Origin of the sequence: Bradyrhizobium sp. CCBAU 51627, assembly GCF_028128765.1 — a bacterium.
Taxonomy (GTDB): domain Bacteria; phylum Pseudomonadota; class Alphaproteobacteria; order Rhizobiales; family Xanthobacteraceae; genus Bradyrhizobium.
Genome location: NZ_LBJG01000088.1, coordinates 1 through 16,785, shown reverse-complemented (window position 1 = coordinate 16,785; position 16,785 = coordinate 1). Strand labels below are relative to the sequence as shown.

General features: G+C 63.5%; 15 protein-coding genes and 1 tRNA gene. 4 read left to right on the top strand and 12 right to left on the bottom strand.

The window, feature by feature from the left end:
• Position 1: 1 nt before the first annotated feature.
• The 7 genes from era to rpoZ form a co-directional block, all read right to left on the bottom strand.
• A complete protein-coding gene (era, locus tag XH88_RS32390) occupies positions 2-928 on the bottom strand; it encodes a GTPase Era (RefSeq protein WP_271672274.1) in 927 nt (308 codons plus the stop codon).
• Positions 918-1,829 carry a ribonuclease III gene (gene rnc, locus XH88_RS32385; protein WP_271672273.1) on the bottom strand — a complete coding sequence of 304 codons (912 nt, stop codon included), beginning with the start codon at positions 1,827-1,829 and terminating at the stop codon, positions 918-920. The genes era and rnc overlap by 11 nt, the downstream gene beginning before the upstream one ends.
• A complete protein-coding gene (lepB, locus tag XH88_RS32380) occupies positions 1,826-2,590 on the bottom strand; it encodes a signal peptidase I (RefSeq protein ID WP_271672272.1) in 765 nt (254 codons plus the stop codon). The genes rnc and lepB overlap by 4 nt, the downstream gene beginning before the upstream one ends.
• A gap of 248 nt (positions 2,591-2,838) precedes the next feature.
• Positions 2,839-3,258, bottom strand: a complete 420-nt coding sequence (acpS, locus tag XH88_RS32375; RefSeq protein WP_271672271.1) for a holo-ACP synthase — start codon at positions 3,256-3,258, stop codon at positions 2,839-2,841.
• A complete protein-coding gene (locus XH88_RS32370) occupies positions 3,255-4,007 on the bottom strand; it encodes a pyridoxine 5'-phosphate synthase (protein WP_271672270.1) in 753 nt (250 codons plus the stop codon). Before XH88_RS32370 ends, acpS begins: the two co-directional genes overlap by 4 nt.
• 109 nt (positions 4,008-4,116) lie before the next feature.
• A complete protein-coding gene (locus tag XH88_RS32365) occupies positions 4,117-6,402 on the bottom strand; it encodes a RelA/SpoT family protein (protein WP_271672269.1) in 2,286 nt (761 codons plus the stop codon).
• A 208-nt stretch (positions 6,403-6,610) separates the two neighbouring features.
• Positions 6,611-7,003: a DNA-directed RNA polymerase subunit omega gene (gene rpoZ, locus XH88_RS32360; RefSeq protein ID WP_008133017.1), complete on the bottom strand. Its 393-nt coding sequence runs from the start codon at positions 7,001-7,003 to the stop codon at positions 6,611-6,613.
• Positions 7,004-7,334: 331 nt separating this feature from the next.
• Here rpoZ and XH88_RS32355 point away from each other — a divergent pair, with 331 nt between their 5' ends.
• Together XH88_RS32355 and XH88_RS32350 are read left to right on the top strand one after the other, a co-directional pair.
• On the top strand, positions 7,335-7,979 hold the full coding sequence (locus tag XH88_RS32355) for a LabA-like NYN domain-containing protein (protein ID WP_011087827.1): 645 nt from the start codon (positions 7,335-7,337) through the stop codon (positions 7,977-7,979).
• The gene (locus XH88_RS32350) at positions 7,960-8,634 is read left to right on the top strand and encodes a uracil-DNA glycosylase (RefSeq protein ID WP_271672268.1); all 675 of its coding nucleotides are present in this window, start codon (positions 7,960-7,962) and stop codon (positions 8,632-8,634) included. The genes XH88_RS32355 and XH88_RS32350 overlap by 20 nt, the downstream gene beginning before the upstream one ends.
• Positions 8,635-8,641: 7 nt before the next feature.
• On the opposite strand, the gene XH88_RS32345 is transcribed toward XH88_RS32350, so the two are convergent.
• From XH88_RS32345 to dapA, 4 genes are all read right to left on the bottom strand, one after another.
• Entirely contained in the window at positions 8,642-9,223 is a 582-nt protein-coding gene (locus XH88_RS32345) for a peroxiredoxin (protein ID WP_271672267.1), read from the bottom strand.
• A gap of 5 nt (positions 9,224-9,228) precedes the next feature.
• Positions 9,229-9,702, bottom strand: a complete 474-nt coding sequence (gene smpB / locus XH88_RS32340) for an SsrA-binding protein SmpB (RefSeq protein ID WP_024341117.1) — start codon at positions 9,700-9,702, stop codon at positions 9,229-9,231.
• A gap of 72 nt (positions 9,703-9,774) precedes the next feature.
• Entirely contained in the window at positions 9,775-10,215 is a 441-nt protein-coding gene (mscL, locus tag XH88_RS32335; RefSeq protein ID WP_271672266.1) for a large conductance mechanosensitive channel protein MscL, read from the bottom strand.
• Positions 10,216-10,242: 27 nt separating this feature from the next.
• Positions 10,243-11,133 carry a 4-hydroxy-tetrahydrodipicolinate synthase gene (dapA, locus tag XH88_RS32330; protein ID WP_271672265.1) on the bottom strand — a complete coding sequence of 297 codons (891 nt, stop codon included), beginning with the start codon at positions 11,131-11,133 and terminating at the stop codon, positions 10,243-10,245.
• A 295-nt stretch (positions 11,134-11,428) separates the two neighbouring features.
• Between dapA and XH88_RS32325 the strand changes: the two genes are divergently transcribed.
• Positions 11,429-13,819, top strand: coding sequence for a transglycosylase SLT domain-containing protein (locus tag XH88_RS32325; RefSeq protein WP_271672431.1), 2,391 nt, complete (start codon positions 11,429-11,431; stop codon positions 13,817-13,819).
• 439 nt (positions 13,820-14,258) lie between these two features.
• Here the strand turns inward: XH88_RS32325 and XH88_RS32320 are convergent, their stop codons facing one another.
• On the bottom strand, positions 14,259-15,794 hold the full coding sequence (locus XH88_RS32320) for a porin (protein ID WP_271672264.1): 1,536 nt from the start codon (positions 15,792-15,794) through the stop codon (positions 14,259-14,261).
• A gap of 654 nt (positions 15,795-16,448) precedes the next feature.
• On the opposite strand from XH88_RS32320, the gene XH88_RS32315 reads away from it, so the two are divergent.
• A tRNA-Ser gene (locus XH88_RS32315) sits at positions 16,449-16,541 on the top strand.
• Positions 16,542-16,785 lie beyond the last annotated feature (244 nt).

The following is a 16,785-nucleotide window of genomic DNA, read 5'->3' as shown; positions in this document are numbered from 1 at the left end:
GTTATTCCCTGGGAAATTCCAGGCCCATCTCGCGGTAGCGATCGGGGTCGTCCCCCCAGTTCTCGCGCACCTTCACGAACAGGAACAGATGCACCGGCACGTCCAGGATCTGCATCAGCTCCTTCCGCGAATCCGCACCGATCGACTTGATGGTGGCGCCGCCCTTGCCGAGCACGATCTTGCGCTGGCTCTCGCGCTCTACGAAGATCGTCTGCTCGATGCGCACCGACTTGTCCTTGCGCTCCTCCCACTTGTCGGTCTCGACCGTGGACTGGTAGGGCAATTCCTGGTGCAGCTTCTGATAGATCTTTTCGCGCGTGATCTCGGCCGCCAGCTGCCGCATCGGCGCGTCCGACATCTGGTCCTCGGGATAGAGATACGGGCCCGGCGGCACCATTTCGGCCAGCGTGGTGCGGATGTCGTCGACGCCGTCGCCCGAGATCGCGGAGATCATGAAAGTCCTTGCGAACTTCATGCGCTCGTTGGCGGCCTGCGCCAACGCCAGGAGCTTCTCGCGCGGGACCAGGTCGACCTTGTTGATGACCAGGATCTTCTCATGGTTGACACTGGCGGCCTTGGCCAGGATCGCTTCGGCTTCCTCGTCGATGCCGGTCTTGGCATCGAGCAGCACGCAGACGAGATCGGCATCATGCGCCCCGCTCCATGCGGTCGAAACCATGGCGCGGTCGAGCCGGCGCTTGGGCAGGAAGATACCGGGCGTGTCGACCAGGATGATCTGCGCATTGTTCTCGATCACGATGCCGCGGATCAGCGCGCGGGTGGTCTGCACCTTGCGCGAGACGATCGTGACCTTGGCCCCGACCAGCGCATTGACCAGTGTGGACTTGCCGACATTCGGGGCGCCGATCAGCGCAACGAAGCCACAGCGCGTCGCGGCAGGCGCCTCGCCGCTTGCTTCAGCCGTCATTGCCGCCGCCAACGCCTTCACGTTCGATCATCACTGAAGCTGCTACTTTCTCCGCCGCACGCTTGCTGCCGCCGATGCCTTCGGCCGGCGCGAGACCCGGCAAGTCCACGGCGACGCGGAATTGCGGATCGTGATGCGGGCCGGTGCGCTCGACCTCGCGATAGACTGGCGTCGGCAGCCCCTTCCCTTGCGCCCATTCCTGCAGCACGGTCTTGGGATCGCGCAAGGGACGGCGCGGCTTGTGCATGCGCTCGGTCCAGTTGCGCTTGACGAACTCGTCCGCCGCCGCATGGCCGCCGTCGAGGAAGATCGCTCCGATCACGGCTTCGCAGATGTCACCGAGGATGGACTTGCGCAGGCGGGCATCGGCACTGGAGCCGACCGAACCGAGCTTGATGTCGTCGAGCAGACCGAGCGACTTGGCGACGTCGGCGCAGCTCTCCTTGCGCACGAGCTCGGCAAGTCGCTTGGACAGCTCGCCCTCATCGGCGTTCGGGAAGGCGTGGTAGAGCATGTCGGAGACGACGAGCCCGAGCACGTGGTCGCCGAGGAACTCCAGCCGCTGATAGCTGTCGCCGCGCTTGCGCCCGGACTTCAGCGCCGAGACGTGCGTGATCGCCTGTATCAGAAGATTTGGATCGGCGAAGCGGTGGCCAATGCGCGCCTCGAGCGCCGCATTCGCGTCCGCCGCAGCCCTTGCCTTGTCCTTGGCCTTGCTGCTCCGCGTCCGCTTCTTCTTCGCAGGAGTCTTGGTTTGAGGAGGCTTGGCTTCAGAAGTCTTGGCTTCGGAAGTCTTGGCTTCAGAAGTCTTGGGCGCAAGCGTCTTGGTTGCAGCTTCGCCCTCGGGAGCGGCTTGCGCCTCGATCGGTTGGGTCGTGATGTCCTTGGCTTCGTCTTTCATCGGACGATTTTGAAGAACCGCTTCCAGCGGACCGACCACGGCCAGCGCCAGAACATCCAGGCATGCTCGCCTTCGGCGATGGAGAAGAAGATCATCTGGGCGCGGCCGATCAAATTCTCACGCGGCACGTAGCCGACCTGACCGAGGAAACGGCTGTCGGTGGAGTTGTCGCGGTTGTCACCCATCATGAAGAAATGGCCCGGTGGCACCGTGTAGACGTTGGTGTTGTCCATGTAGCCGTTGTCCGCGCAATCCAGCGTCTCGTAGGAGACGCCGTTCGGCAGCGTTTCCTTCCAGCGTTTGACGCGCGAGATGCCGCCGCCTTCGGAGCCGCACGGATCTTCGCCGACATACTCGCTCATGCGCTGGCGCTCGACCGGGGCGTCGTTGATGTAGAGCAGACCGTCCTTCATCTGGATGTGGTCGCCGGGAAGGCCGATCACGCGCTTGATGTAGTCGGTGGTGTCGTCCTTGGGCAGGCGGAACACGACGATATCGCCACGGTTCGGATCCGAACCCCAGATTCGCCCCGAGAACAGCGGCGGCGAGAACGGGATCGAGTAGTGGCTATAGCCGTACGAATATTTCGAAACGAACAGATAGTCGCCGACCAGCAGCGTGGCCTTCATCGAGCCGGACGGGATGTTGAACGGCTGGAACAGGAAGGTGCGGATCACCAGCGCGATCAGGAGAGCATGGATCACGACCCGGACTGTTTCGCCGACGCCGCTTTCAGTTTTCGTTCCCGAAGTCACGCTCATTGCTCTCTCAATTCCGGCCGGCGATCACAGAACGCCCTCCTCCCGCGTCCAGCCCACCCGTTCGCGGCCCAAGGAGATTGTCCTGATTCTGATAGTGGGGCCAATTCCGGCGTAAAGCCGAATTCACCCAGCCTGATTTGCGTCCGCGGACTTTTAGACGGTTGTCGCAGGTCACGCAATCAAGGATCGCATCAAAACTGCACAAAGCATTGATTCTCAATGCAAATTATATAGCGACCGCCGATCCGTCAGGGCCTGGCCCGCGGGACGGCGGAAATAATCACGAAGGCCTGCGCGAGCGGCCAGTCGTCGGTGATGGAAAGGTCGATCTGCGGCTCGAACCCCTCCGGCGTCAGGGCCTGGAGCCGGGCCAGCGCTCCCCCGGTCAAACGCATGGACGGCCGGCCTCCCGGCAGATTGACCACCCCCATGTCGCGCCACCACACGCCCTGCCTTATGCCGGTGCCGAGCGCCTTCGAGCAGGCCTCCTTGGCGGCGAAGCGCTTGGCGTAGGTCGCAACCACCATCTTCTCGTTCCGGGCGCGCCGCTCCGCCTTGGCCCGTTCGGCCGCGGTGAAGATGCGGTCGAGGAAGCGCTCGCCGTGGCGCTCGATCACCTTGGCCACGCGGGTGATGTCGATGAGGTCGGAACCGATGCCGATGATCATGCCCGGCTCCGGCCACGGTCCATCGCCGCGCGCATCTTGCGCACCGTCTCGGCAAGACCGACGAACAGTGCCTCGCCGATCATGTAGTAGCCGATGTTGAGCTCCATGATCTCCGGCAGCGCCGCAATCTTCTCTGCCGTCGCATAATCGAGCCCATGGCCGGCGTGAACCTCGAGCCCGGCGGCCTTCGCCACCTTCACTCCTGCAAGGATCCGCTGCCACTCGGCCTCGGCCTTGTCGGTGTGGCCGTCGGTCACGGCGTCGCACCAGGCGCCGGTGTGGATCTCGATCACCGGCGCGCGCAGTTGCGCCGCCATCTCGATCTGCGCTGGGTCGGCGGCAATGAACAGCGAGACGCGGATACCGGCATCGTTGAGCCGCGCGATATAGGGCGCCAGCACGTTGTGCTGGCCGACGACGTCGAGCCCGCCCTCTGTCGTCACCTCCTGGCGCCGCTCCGGCACCAGGCACACGGCATGCGGCTTGGTGGCGAGCGAGATACGCATCATGTCGTCGGTCGCCGCCATCTCGAAATTCAGCGGCTTGGAAATCTCGGCCTTCAGCCGCGCCATGTCCTCGTCACGGATGTGCCGGCGGTCTTCGCGCAAATGCGCAGTGATGCCGTCGGCACCCGCCTCGATCGCCAGCAGCGCGGCGCGGACCGGATCGGGATGGCGGCCACCGCGCGCATTACGGACGGTGGCGACATGATCGATATTGACGCCGAGGCGGAGCGGAGATGCGGACATTTCAGGACTCGCGAAGTGACGTTTCTCAACTCGTCATGCGCGGGCTCGACCGCACATCCATCTTCTTCGAAGAGATGGGTTGCCGCGTCAAGCCCGGCAACGACATGCTTCATCCATTAACACGTTCGACTTTGGCAACGACGGCCTTGGCACGCAGCTGAGCCAGAATCGCACTCAAATGCTTGAGATCGTAGACTTCGAGATCGATCGTGGTCTCGGTGAAGTCGGGCGAGCGGCGCTGCATGCTGATGTTATCGATGTTGCCGTCGTGCTCGGCGATCACGGTCGCGATTTGCGCCAGCGCGCCGGGCTCGTTGACGTTCTCGACCTTGATGCGCGCCGGGAAGCGCTGCGGCGCGGAGTCCTCGATGTCCCAGCGGACGTCGAGCCAGCGCTCCGGCTCCTCTTCGAAATCCTTCAGGGCCGGCGACTGGATCGGATAGATCGTGATCCCCTCGCCCGGCGTGACGATGCCGACGATGCGATCGCCGGGCACCGCGCCGCCGTTCGGCGCGAATTTCACCGGCAGGTCGGAATTGATGCCACGGATCGGGATCGCGACCGGGCTTCGCGACGGCTCCGACGACTTCTCCTTGAGCTTGGCGGTAAGCCCCTTCTTGACGCCGTAACGCGCGACGCGCTCCTCCTTGTAGTCGGGATACATCGCGCGCGCGACGTGGGACGCCTTGATCTCGCCACGGCCGACCGCCGCCATGACGTCCTCGATCGAGGTGCGCGCAAGCCGCGGCAGCGCGCCCTTGAGCTTGTCGTCGGCATATTCGATCTTGGCCCGCTCGAACAGGCGCTCGACGATGCGCCGGCCGAGGCCGACATATTGATCGCGCACGGCGGTGCGCGTGGCGCGACGGATCGCGGCGCGCGCCTTGCCGGTGACCGCGAGCGTCTCCCAGGCCGATGGCGGCGCCGATTGCGCTTCCGAGGTCAGCACCTCGACCTCGTCGCCGTTCTGGAGCTCCGAGGACAGCGGCGCGAACTTGCCGTTGATCTTGCACCCCACAGCGCTGTTGCCGACGTCGGTATGCACGGCATAGGCGAAGTCGATCACATTGGCGTGGCGCGGCAGCGCGATCAGCTTGCCCTTCGGCGTGAAGCAGAAAACCTGGTCGTGGAAGAGCTCGAGCTTGGTGTGCTCGAGGAACTCCTCGGGATTGGCGCTCTCCGAGAGAATGCCGATGGTGTGGCGCAGCCAGGCGAACGCGTTGGACTCGCGCTTGAGGAATTCGGTCGGCGACCCCACTCCCTCCTTGTAAAAGACATGCGCGGCAATGCCGCGCTCGGCGATCTGGTCCATTGCCTCGGTGCGAATCTGCAGCTCGACGCGCTGGTTGCCGGGGCCGATCACGGTGGTGTGGATCGACCGATAGTCGTTCTGCTTCGGGGTCGAGATGTAGTCCTTGAAACGCCCCGGCACGACCGGCCAGGTGGTATGGACGATGCCGAGCGCGCGATAGCATGCCTCGATGTCGTTGACGACGACGCGGAAGCCGAAGATGTCGGACAATTGCTCGAAGCCGACCGACTTGCGCTCCATCTTGGTCCAGATCGAGAACGGCTTCTTGCGGCGGCCATAGACCCGCGCTCCCAGGCCGCGGTGGCGCAGATTGTTGGAGAGCTGGTCCTCGATCTCGCCGATCAGGTTGCGGTTGCGCTCGGCGAGCGCATCGAGCCGCTGCATCACCACCGCATAGGCTTCGGGATCGAGGGTGCGGAAGGACAGATCCTCCAGCTCCTCGCGCATTTCCTGCATGCCCATGCGCCCGGCCAGCGGTGCGTAGATGTCGAGCGTTTCCTCGGCGATGCGCCGGCGCGATTCTGTCGGCACAAAGTCGAGCGTGCGCATGTTGTGCAGGCGGTCGGCGAGCTTGACCAGGAGCACACGGACATCGTCTGCAATGGCGAGCAACAGTTTGCGCAGGTTCTCGGCCTGCTTCGCCTCGCGCGACACCAACTCCAGCCGCTTCAGCTTGGTCAGGCCCTCGACCAGTGCGCCGATCTCGGGACCAAAAAGCTGATCGATTTCGGCGCGCGTCGCTTCGGTATCTTCGATCGTGTCGTGCAGCAACGCGGCGACGATGGTGGCGTCGTCCAGCTTCAAGTCGGTGAGAATCGCCGCCACTTCGAGCGGGTGCGAAAAATAGGGGTCGCCCGAGGCACGGGTCTGCGAGCCGTGCGCCTTCATGGCGTAGACATAGGCTCGGTTCAGCAGATCTTCGTTGGTGTTCGGATTGTAGGACCGGACGCGCTCGACAAGGTCGTATTGCCGCATCATGCGCGCGCGAGGCTTCGCTGGCCGTGCCACCGGCGCAGTCGGGGCCACGGCAACCGATTCGGTTGCGGCCTGCATCTGCGTGGGTCTGCGGCGTCGATACACCATGCGGTCCTGCCTTCAAACGGACCATGAACGGCCCGTTGTATACATCTTAAGCTCCGGTCACGGACGCCGCCGATCAATTCGATGACGGGCGCGCGGCGCAAACCGGCAACGCTATGGTAACCACGAAAAGGCCAACAAAAGCAAAGGCCCGAACACGGTTCGGGCCTTCGATAAGATCACAAGAAGTCGACGATCGCGAGTAAGACGATTACTCGTCCTCCTCCGGCTGCTCTTCCGGCGGCGCGAGGCCTTCGAGGCCCTTCAGGAGCTCCTCTTCGGTCATGCGCTCCACGGCCACTTCAGTATCGTCCGCATCGACGCTGGCGCCGGCGGAACCGATCAGCGGGACGGTGTCGGGCTCGGGCTCGTCCACCTCGACGAACTTCTGGAGGGAATGCACCAGCTCCTCGCGGAGATCTTCCGGCGAGATGGTCGTGTCGGCGATCTCGCGCAAAGATACAACAGGGTTCTTGTCGTTATCCCGGTCAACCGTTAGTTGTGAACCGGACGAAATCATGCGGGCACGGTGGGCGGCCAGCAGGACCAGGTCAAACCGGTTGTCGACCTTGTCGATACAATCTTCTACGGTGACGCGAGCCATGGACCGTCGCTCCGTTTTGGGTGGGACGAAATTTGTGGATGATCGGGGCTAGATATAGGGGCTGGGCCAATTTCGCAAGGTAAATTTGTGATTTGGTCTCGCCAAACGCCTCTGCTACCCCCACATTGGGGCTGGGATGGGGTGGATTTTCCGGGCTGCCATTGTGGGTAGCGCGGGGTGCAGGCAGGACCGCCATAACTATACCTTGATTGCCCCGACTTCTCCGGATTTGCGGTTTCGACGGGCTTCGGCGGCAATTTAGGACTGCGCGGCTGATTGTGGCCGTGCCAACAATAAACGATCAATCACGACTACTACGCGAGCAAACTGAATGTCACCTTCTCCTACCAACAAGATCGCGCTCTTCATCGACGGGGCCAATCTTTACGCGACGGCGAAAACTCTCGGCTTCGATATCGACTACAAGCGCCTTCTGAAGGAGTTTCAGAGCCGCGGGACGCTGCTGCGGGCGTTCTATTACACAGCGATCATCGAGGATCAGGAATATTCCTCGATACGCCCCTTGATCGACTGGCTCGACTACAACGGCTACACCGTCGTCACCAAGGCGACCAAGGAATTCATCGACGCCTCCGGCCGGCGCAAGGTCAAGGGCAACATGGACATCGAGCTCGCCGTGGACGCCATGGAGCTCGCCGAGCACATCGACCAGATGGTGCTGTTCTCCGGCGACGGCGACTTCCGCTCGCTGGTCGAAGCCGTGCAGCGCCGTGGCGTGAGGGTGACCGTAGTCTCCACCATCGCCAGCCAGCCGCCGATGATCGCCGACGAGCTGCGCCGCCAGGCCGACGTCTTCACCGATCTCGTCGAGCTGCAGTCCAAGCTTGGCCGCGACCCGTCCGAGCGCCCCGCCCCGCGTGATCGCGGCGAGCGCGAGGCGCGCCACCACGCCCCGCAGTTCCTCCAGCGCGCAACCACGATGGCGCCGAGGGGCGATGACGACTTCGAGGAGTGAGGCGGCCCGGTCAAGCCGCCAGGCCCCCACCCTCGTCCCCGACCGTGACTGCCCGCTCTGTCCGCGCCTGGTCGCCTTTCGCGAGGCGAACCGCGCGCGTGAGCCGTCATGGCACAACGCACCAGTTGCGCCCTTTGGCGACATCACGGCCCGCCTCCTGATCGTCGGTCTGGCGCCGGGGATGCAGGGCGCTAACCGCACCGGCCGGCCCTTCACCGGCGATTATGCCGGCGACCTGCTCTACGCCACGTTGCTCGAATACGGGTTTGCCAAGGGTAGCTATCAGGCCCGGCCGGATGACGGTTTGAAGCTGATCGACTGCCGGATCGCCAATGCCGTGCATTGCGTTCCGCCGCAGAACAAGCCACTGCCGGTCGAGATCAACACCTGCCGCCAGTTTCTGGTCGCCAATCTCGAAACGATGCCGAAGCTGCGCGCCATCATCGCGCTCGGCCGGATTGCGCACGACAGCGTGCTCAAGCCGCTGAAGCTGAAGGCCTCGCAAGCGCCCTTCGGCCACGGCGCGGTGCATCAGGCCGGTGCGTTCAGGCTCTACGACAGCTATCACTGCTCGCGCTACAACACGAACACCGGGGTGCTGACGCCGGACATGTTCCGCAGCGTGTTCGCGAAGGTGAAGGCGGATCTGGATTAGCGCCGCCCTATCTCCGGACCGGATTGGCCTTCAGCCAGTCAAGGACGTCGCCGGCGTTCCGGTCCGGCGGAAACACCGGGTAGAACACATCCGTGATCCTGGCATCGTCGATAACAAGCGCGAGGCGCTTGATCAGCGTGAGGCCCGCGACCTCCATGGTGGGCAGATTGAGCGCGCGCGTGAGCGCCAGCTTCTCGTCCGAAAGCACCGGAAACGGCAGATGCAGCCGCGAGGCCATCTCGGTCTGGTATTCGTTGCTCTGGGTTGACAGGCCGAACACCTGCGCAGCGCCGGCAGCCTTGAGCTCCGCGAACAGGTCGCGGAACGCACAGGTCTGCGGCGTACAGCCGCGGGCCCCCGGAATCATGTCCCAATCGTCAACCAGAGAAATCTTGCCGGGCTCGCCGGTGCGCGGATAGGCGAACACGACAGTTCGCCCCGACAGCGCCGACAGGTCGACCGAGGTGTCATCGGTCGCACGCAGGCTGGTCGTGGGCAGCGTCAGGCTCTTCAGATGGGCCGCGCCGCCGTCATCGGTGGGAGCCGGGATCTGGCTCCAATCGACCTCGAGCAGGTTTTTCTGAGACATCAGCCCTATCCCCTCGCCCGCATCAGCCGGCCCTTCTCCCGGCTCCAGTCGCGCTTCTTCTCGCTTTCGCGTTTGTCGTGCAGCTTCTTGCCCTTCGCAACCGCGAGCTGCAATTTGGCCCGACCGCGCTCGTTGAAATAGAGCTTGAGCGGAATCAGCGTCATGCCTTCGCGGTCGACCGCGCCCATCAGCTTGTTGATCTGGCGCCGGTGCAGCAGCAACTTTCGCGGTCGCTTGGGCTCGTGGTTGAAGCGGTTGCCCTGAAGGTATTCGGGAATAGTGGCGTTGATCAGCCAGATCTCGCCATTCTTGGAGTCGGCATAGGACTCCGCAATCGTGCTCTTGCCATTGCGGATCGACTTCACCTCGGTGCCGGTCAGGGCAATGCCCGCCTCGATGGTATCCTCGATGGCGTAGTTGAACCGGGCCTTGCGATTTTCCGCCATGACCTTGATGGGTCGTTCGTTCTTATCGGCCATCTATCTTCAGAACCTGGCAGAGAAACCTGATCGAGATGCGCGTAAGCTAACAGATTGGATGAAGCGCGCGCGTCACTTCTTGAGGAGATCGCGAATCTCGGTCAGCAGCACGACCTCCGCCGACGGCTTCGGCGGCTCCGCGGCCTTGACCTCTTCCTTGCGCTTCAACGCATTCATGGCGCGGATCACCAGGAACAGCACGAAGGCGATGATGATAAAGTTGATCGCCAGCGTCAGGAAGTTGCCGTAAGCGAGCACCGCACCTTGCTTTTTCGCATCCGCTAAGTTGGTGGCGGTGACCGTCTTCGACAAGGGGACGAAGTAGTTTGAGAAGTCCAGGCCGCCAGTCGCGGCGCCGATGATCGGCATGATGATGTCGCCGACCAGCGACGTGACGATTGCACCAAATGCCGCGCCGATGATCACGCCGACGGCGAGGTCAACGACATTGCCCTTCATCGCGAACTCGCGGAACTCCCTGAGCATCCGCGTGCCTTTCTCCTCGACGCTCATGAGCGGCTCCCCCGATCGCCTAGTCCATCAGTTGATCAGGCCGGCGTGCACCATGGCGCTGCGTACGGCCGCCCGCGTCGGCTCGGAGACCGGAACCATCGGCAGGCGCAGCGCCTCGTCGAGCTTTCCGAGCAGCGACATCGCGTACTTGATCGGCGCCGGATTGCTCTCGATGAAGAGGTTGTTGTGCAGCGGCATCAGCTTGTCGTGGATCGCGAGCGCCGCTTTGGTGTCGCCCTTTGCCCACGCGGCGTGGAACTCGGCGCACAGGCGCGGAGCGACATTCGAGGTCACCGAGATGCAGCCATGGCCGCCGTGGGCCATATAGCCGATGATGGTGGCGTCCTCACCCGAAAGCTGGTTGAAATCCTCGCCCATCGCCGCGCGCTGCTGCGACACGCGAACCATGCTGGCGGTGGCGTCCTTGACGCCGGCGATGTTCTTCAGCTCCCACAGCCGCTTCATGGTATCGACCGACATGTCGATCACCGAGCGCGGCGGAATGTTGTAGATGATGATCGGAATGCCGATCGCATCGTTGATCGCCTTGAAGTGCTGGTACATGCCCTCCTGGGTCGGCTTGTTGTAGTAGGGCGTGACCACCAGCACGGCGTTGGCGCCCGCCTTCTCGGCGTGCTGGGCCAGTTCGACAGCCTCCTTGGTCGAATTCGAGCCGGCGCCGGCGATCACGGGCACGCGGCCCTTGGCCTCCTCGATGCACCACTCGACGACCTTCTTGTGCTCGTCATGACTGAGCGTCGGGCTCTCACCGGTGGTGCCGACCGGGACCAGGCCGTTGGTGCCTTCGGAGATCTGCCAGTTGACCAGCGACCGGAACGCCGCCTCGTCCAGCGAGCCGTTCTTGAACGGCGTGACCAAGGCGGTGAACGATCCCCGGAATTTCGTCTTGGCTGCCATGGACTTCCTCCGTACGCGGCTATCTCTCGAGCAAGCCCCCTTCATATCGGGTCTATCCCGCCCGTAAAAGACCCGCTTCCGTGTGACGCACCGTTTAAGCCGCGATTTTGCCGCGGTGATGGTGCAAACCCGGCGAAGGTAAGCGGTTGTTGGTATTTTGTCCGCATATTCAATCAAATACAGCCAGATCTTGTACGGATAGGTCTTGAGCCAATTGACTGATTCGGGGCGACGAACCGCCGTGACCAGCTTTCCTCGTGCCGCATGGCGATCCGTCAGCCTGGCCCTGTGCCTGATGGCCGGGCTGTCGATCGGCTGCGTCGCTTTGGCCAAGTCCAACGAGACAACCGAGGCCACCGCGAAGGAACCCGCCAAGGGAACTGCCAAGGGAACTGCCAAGCCAGCCGCCAAGCCGCCCGCGAAGGAGACGACGAAGGGATCGGCCAAGGAGGCAGCCAAGGGCACGGGCAAAGAGTCCGCCAAAGGCATGAGCAAAGGCACGAGTAAGGGAGCCGCTCCCGCCACGACCAAGGATACGGCGAAGAAACCCGCAGGCAAGGACGCAGCGAAGGACAAGGCGAAGCCGGCAGCTGCGGCTCCCGCGCCAAAATCAACGCCGGCCGGCGGCGCCGCTCACACCGCGCCTGCGGTGACGGCCACCATCAGACCTTCCGCGCCGGCCGCCGCCAGACCAGTCGCGACGCCGGTGCTGGCGCCTGCGACCCGCCAGCACGCGGCGCCGCGCAAACCCGTCACACCGGCCGCAATCGCTGCGACCTCGTCGACGTCGCAAGCCGACAAGGACACCCTGGAAAACGTCATCGAGCTCGTGCGCAAGCACAAGCCGGGCGATGCCACGAGCTACGCGGATTCGATTTCCGATCCCGTTGCGCGAAAACTCGCGGAATGGGTCATCCTGCGCAGCGAGGACAATGGCGCGAGCGTCGAGCGCTACCGCGCGTTTCTCTCCGCCAATCCAAGCTGGCCGTCGCAGACCTTCCTGCGCAGGCGGCTTGAAGCCGCGATGTGGGATGACAGGCGCGACGATTCCGTTGCGTGGTCATGGTTCGAGAACGAATCGCCGGTTTCGGCCAAGGGCCGCTTCGCGCTGGCCAAGGCGATGCTGGCGCGTGGCGACCGCGCCAATGCCGAGCGGCTGGTGCGCGAGGCCTGGCGCAATGATCCGATGTCGGAGGAGACCGAGAACAACGCGCTCGATCAGTTCGGGGCCCTGCTCACACCGGGCGACCAGAAGGCGCGGATGGACACGCTGCTCTATGGCAGCGAGCACGAGGCGGCGCTGCGTGCGGCAAGGCGGCTCGGTGCCGGCTATGTCGCGCTCGCCAAGGCCCGCATTGCCTCCTTCAGGAAGGCGCCCAACACGCGCGCGCTGCTCGAAGAAGTGCCGCGCGAGCTGCACAGCGATCCCGGCTTCATCTTCAGCAAGATCCAGCTCCTGCGCCGCGAAGAGAAGTTTTCGGAAGCGGCCCAGCTGATGCTGTCGGCTCCGAAGGACCCGAACCGGCTCTACAATCTCGACGAATGGTGGATCGAGCGGCGCCTCCTGGCGCGCAAGATGATCGACACCGAGGATTTCCGCAGCGCCTATCTGATCGCGCGGGATGCCGCTCTGCCCTCGCGCGACATCTACAAGACCGAGCAGGAGTTCACGGCGGGCTGGATCGCGCTGCGCTTCCTGGGCGATCCCGCGGCGGCCGCCCAGCATTTTGCCCGCATCGGCGTCGGCAGCGTCAATCCGACCACGCTGGCACGCGCGGGTTACTGGCAGGGCCGCGCGGCCGAGGCTGCCGGCCGCCAGCAGGAGGCGCACAATGCCTATGCTCGCGCGGCCGAGCAGTCGACCAGCTATTACGGCCAGCTCGCGCGCGCAAAGCTCGGCCTGCCGCAGATCGGCCTGAACAGCCAGCCCCGCAGCCGCGGCGCCGAACGGCTGGAAATCGTGCGCGCGGCGCAACTGCTCTATGAGCTCGACGAGCGCGCACTCGCCGTGCCGATGCTTGCCGACATGGGCGAGAACGGCGATCCCGAAGCGCTTGCCGGCCTCGGCGAGTTGACCCAGCGCTACAGCGACGCGCGCGGCATGCTGCTGGTCGGCAAGGCCGCGCTCAATCGCGGTCTGCCGTTCGATTTCTACGCCTATCCCGTCAACGGCATTCCCCAGTTCAAGCAGATCGGCCCCGAGGTCGAGCGCAGCATCGTCTACGCGATCGCGCGACAGGAAAGCGCATTCAACCCCTCCGTGGTCTCTCCGGCACAGGCCTACGGCCTGATGCAGGTGACGCCCGACGCCGCGCGCTATGTCTGCAAGCGGCACGGCGCGACCTATGACCTGTCACGTCTGAAGAACGATTCGTCCTACAACGCCACGCTCGGCGCGGCCGAGCTCGGTGGGCTGCTCGAGGACTATCGCGGCTCCTACATCATGACGTTTGCCGCCTACAACGCGGGCCGTGGCAGCGTGAAGAAGTGGATTGATCGCTACGGTGATCCACGTGATCCGAAAGTCGACGCGGTCGACTGGGTGGAGCTGATCCCGTTCTCCGAGACGCGCAACTACGTGCAGCGGATCATGGAGAACCTTCAGGTCTACCGCGCCCGCTTCGGCGGCGGCACGCGGTTGCAGATCGAGGCCGATCTGCGCCGCGGCACCGGCAGCGTGGAATAGCGCCGCTTCTCCATCAGCAGATGCCTGCTCCCCTCGCGACGTCCGCTTTGGCGCTTGCCGCCCTGTCGATCGCGCCGGCAGGCGCGGCGCCCGTCACGACAGCCGCCAAGACAAGCAATCGCCTGGATGTCGGTTGACCCGTGTGCGGGAGCGCCGGGCAGAATCGCGGGAATGCCCTCAACGTCAAGTCTGACGACGACAGCCGCAGCAACAGGATTGAGCAGAGCTGGACCAGGCGCGAAAGCGGCCAGGCACTGGACCTGAGATACGGACAATGAGGGACCGAGAATTCGAAAGGCCGTCTCATTTGTGCGGCCTCTTTCGTTGCCGAAGCCGAGAGCATGTCGGCCGCTAGGTCCGCGGCCTGTATCCGGGCAACACAAAGAAAAGCCCCGGCGGTTTCCCGCCGGGGCTCTCTCGTCAGGTCGTTAGACCAAACTTACCAGTTGCGCTGAGCGCGCAGCAGCAGCGAGACGGTGCCCTGGTTCTTGATCTCGTAGATCGCAGCCGGCTTGGCGGTAACGGTAGAACCACCGTACGCGACCGAGCCTGCATACTTGGTGTCGATCTCCGAGTAGTTGACGTCGGCCGAGAACGTCAGGTTCTTGACCGGAGTCCAGCCAGTCTTCGTGCCGATCACCCAGTAGTTGAAGTCCGGGTTACAGGTCGAACCCGCCGTCAACAGCGCTCCCATGGCAGCAGTGCCGCAGATGAAGCCCTTGGCAGTGCTGTTGTAGCGAACCGCACCGTACGAACCGTAGAGCGACGTGTTCCAGTAGGGATCCCAGTTGTGGGTGTAACCACCGCTGAAGCCGTAGGTCGTGGTCAGCTCCTGGCCGGAACCGGGAATGAACACGCTGTCGGTCAGGGTCGCAAAGCCGACGCTCTGGTATGCGCCAGCCAGGCCGGTGCCTCCGAACATCGACCAGGCATGCGGTGCTAGATCCTGGAAGTTGTAGAAGCTTGCACCGTTGGTGTAGACGCCCGACATGTTGATCGTATCGCCCGCACCAGTCGGAATGTTCTTGATCGACAAGGCCAACTGCCCAGCCCAACCCCACTTGTCATCGGGGTGACCCGACGTCTCGGTAGCGCCGTAGTAGGCAACGTGGTTGTCATGGGCGGCAACCGACGCTTGGAACAGACCCCAAGCCTGATCGGCGCGGAACGCCGCGACGAGGTCAGGGGATCTCGTTCCACCGTAGGCGGAGCCGCCGAGCGACCCACCAACGATGCCCGCCGACGTCGCAAGCGAAGCGTTGACAACACCACCCTGGTAATAAACCGTCGGATCCTGGGCCGACAGCGCGAGGGTCATGCCCTGGCCAAAGTCCGCAGTGTAGGTGAACTGGGTAACACCAGTAACCGTACCACCGTTGCCGACCAGACCATCGAAGTTATTGGCCGGATAGTTGGTCCAGGGAGCGCTGAACTGCGAGACGGCCTTACCCATCGTGAAGCCAGCGAACTGGATGAAGGCGTAGTACACGCCAAGCGCACCGCCAGCGATGTTGCCACCGGAGGCATTGCCCGGCGCAGACGACGTCGTACCGGAAATGACGTCATAGCCGGTCGCGCCGGCCCCCGTGCCGCTGTAGCCGCCGGTCGTCCACGAGAAGGTCAGATCGGCGAACGTACGCACAACGCCGTATTCGGTCGCGGTACGCGTATCGATGTTGAGGTCTTCGCGAGCGCGGAAGTAATAGTAGTTCGACAGCCGGTTTTCGGCACCGCCCGTGCCGCTGGCATAGGGGTTGAAGTCCGTCGCATGGATCGCGGCGTCAGCGCGCAGGTAACCACCCAGCTTGATGCAGGTGTCGGTGCCCGGGATGTAGTAGAAACCCGCACCGTACAGGGAGCAGATCTTCACGTATTCGACCGCCTTGGCCTTCACGGGGAGATCGGCTGCCTGAGCTCCGCCCACGGCGATCAGACCCGCCGCTGAGCCGAGCAAAAGGCTCTTAACCAACTTCATGTTAAACCTCCAAGTTGCTCTTCAGGGAAGGTCACTGACCCGAATGGCCAATTCCCCAACCCCCTCTAAATCACCGCCTTGGCCACCTTCGCGTCTTCGGACACACCCGCATGAACGCGAGGGACTTAAGCGAAAGACCTAAACGGGACGACCTTGGGATGCCCCCCTCCGTCGCCCGTTCACAATTACCGAACGTCCTTGCACACACAACAACAGAACGCTCCGAAACGGGCCGATGGCGTGTGTTTTCCGACGGGTGTTGCACAAATAACACGCAGATGTGATTGAAGGGCTCTCGCAACCAATTGTTTTCATTTGTTTTTTCAGACCGGTTCCATTTGCCCCCGAGGTTCCGGGTCCGACGGGCGGCGCGCGGACTGACGCGCATGGACCGCTCCGAGTTGCTCGAATCGTGGAATCAGCACGACGGCTCGACGGGACGTGTAATGCCCGGTAACCCTCTGTGAACGGTGGCCGATACGCGCGGCTGCACAGCCGGCGTGGCAGAGACACTCTATAAGGTTCAAGCCGCCGGGAAGACCGGGGAATCGGGGGCGGACGTCCTTGCCGGCGGAAATCGTTGGGAATATTTGAACGAAAACACACGCTTCCAAATTGACCGGCCCAAGCAATTAGATGCATAAGGCTCGCACCGGAGAGGTGGCCGAGTGGCTGAAGGCAACGCTTTGCTAAAGCGTCATACGGTCTCAAGCTGTATCGAGGGTTCGAATCCCTCTCTCTCCGCCACCCAGCAGAATCACGGTCTGCGCGTTCCCTCCCCCAGGAGGCGGTTGAGGCGCGGCTGAGAAAGCCTGGCGCAAGAACCCGCGCGGCTGAGCCCAGCTTGATTCGCGCTCATTATATAAAGGGTGCGCATGCCCAGTTGTGGAGGCGCCGGAGATCGTGTCCCCTTGCATGGTGTAGCTGGCGGCGGGTCACCGCGTTCACCGGCCAGGGCCGGGCAGGTCAGCTGGCGATAGCCGGAAGGCTG

What these genes read in the sequence shown, in the direction of transcription:
- era (WP_271672274.1), bottom strand. Translation starts at nt 928, where the DNA reads ATGACGGCTGAAGCAAGCGGCGAGGCGCCTGCCGCGACGCGCTGTGGC.
- rnc (WP_271672273.1), bottom strand. Translation starts at nt 1,829, where the DNA reads ATGAAAGACGAAGCCAAGGACATCACGACCCAACCGATCGAGGCGCAA.
- lepB (WP_271672272.1), bottom strand. Translation starts at nt 2,590, where the DNA reads ATGAGCGTGACTTCGGGAACGAAAACTGAAAGCGGCGTCGGCGAAACA.
- acpS (WP_271672271.1), bottom strand. Translation starts at nt 3,258, where the DNA reads ATGATCATCGGCATCGGTTCCGACCTCATCGACATCACCCGCGTGGCC.
- XH88_RS32370 (WP_271672270.1), bottom strand. Translation starts at nt 4,007, where the DNA reads ATGTCCGCATCTCCGCTCCGCCTCGGCGTCAATATCGATCATGTCGCC.
- XH88_RS32365 (WP_271672269.1), bottom strand. Translation starts at nt 6,402, where the DNA reads ATGGTGTATCGACGCCGCAGACCCACGCAGATGCAGGCCGCAACCGAA.
- rpoZ (WP_008133017.1), bottom strand. Translation starts at nt 7,003, where the DNA reads ATGGCTCGCGTCACCGTAGAAGATTGTATCGACAAGGTCGACAACCGG.
- XH88_RS32355 (WP_011087827.1), top strand. Translation starts at nt 7,335, where the DNA reads ATGTCACCTTCTCCTACCAACAAGATCGCGCTCTTCATCGACGGGGCC.
- XH88_RS32350 (WP_271672268.1), top strand. Translation starts at nt 7,960, where the DNA reads ATGACGACTTCGAGGAGTGAGGCGGCCCGGTCAAGCCGCCAGGCCCCC.
- XH88_RS32345 (WP_271672267.1), bottom strand. Translation starts at nt 9,223, where the DNA reads ATGTCTCAGAAAAACCTGCTCGAGGTCGATTGGAGCCAGATCCCGGCT.
- smpB (WP_024341117.1), bottom strand. Translation starts at nt 9,702, where the DNA reads ATGGCCGATAAGAACGAACGACCCATCAAGGTCATGGCGGAAAATCGC.
- mscL (WP_271672266.1), bottom strand. Translation starts at nt 10,215, where the DNA reads ATGAGCGTCGAGGAGAAAGGCACGCGGATGCTCAGGGAGTTCCGCGAG.
- dapA (WP_271672265.1), bottom strand. Translation starts at nt 11,133, where the DNA reads ATGGCAGCCAAGACGAAATTCCGGGGATCGTTCACCGCCTTGGTCACG.
- XH88_RS32325 (WP_271672431.1), top strand. Translation starts at nt 11,429, where the DNA reads ATGGCCGGGCTGTCGATCGGCTGCGTCGCTTTGGCCAAGTCCAACGAG.
- XH88_RS32320 (WP_271672264.1), bottom strand. Translation starts at nt 15,794, where the DNA reads ATGAAGTTGGTTAAGAGCCTTTTGCTCGGCTCAGCGGCGGGTCTGATC.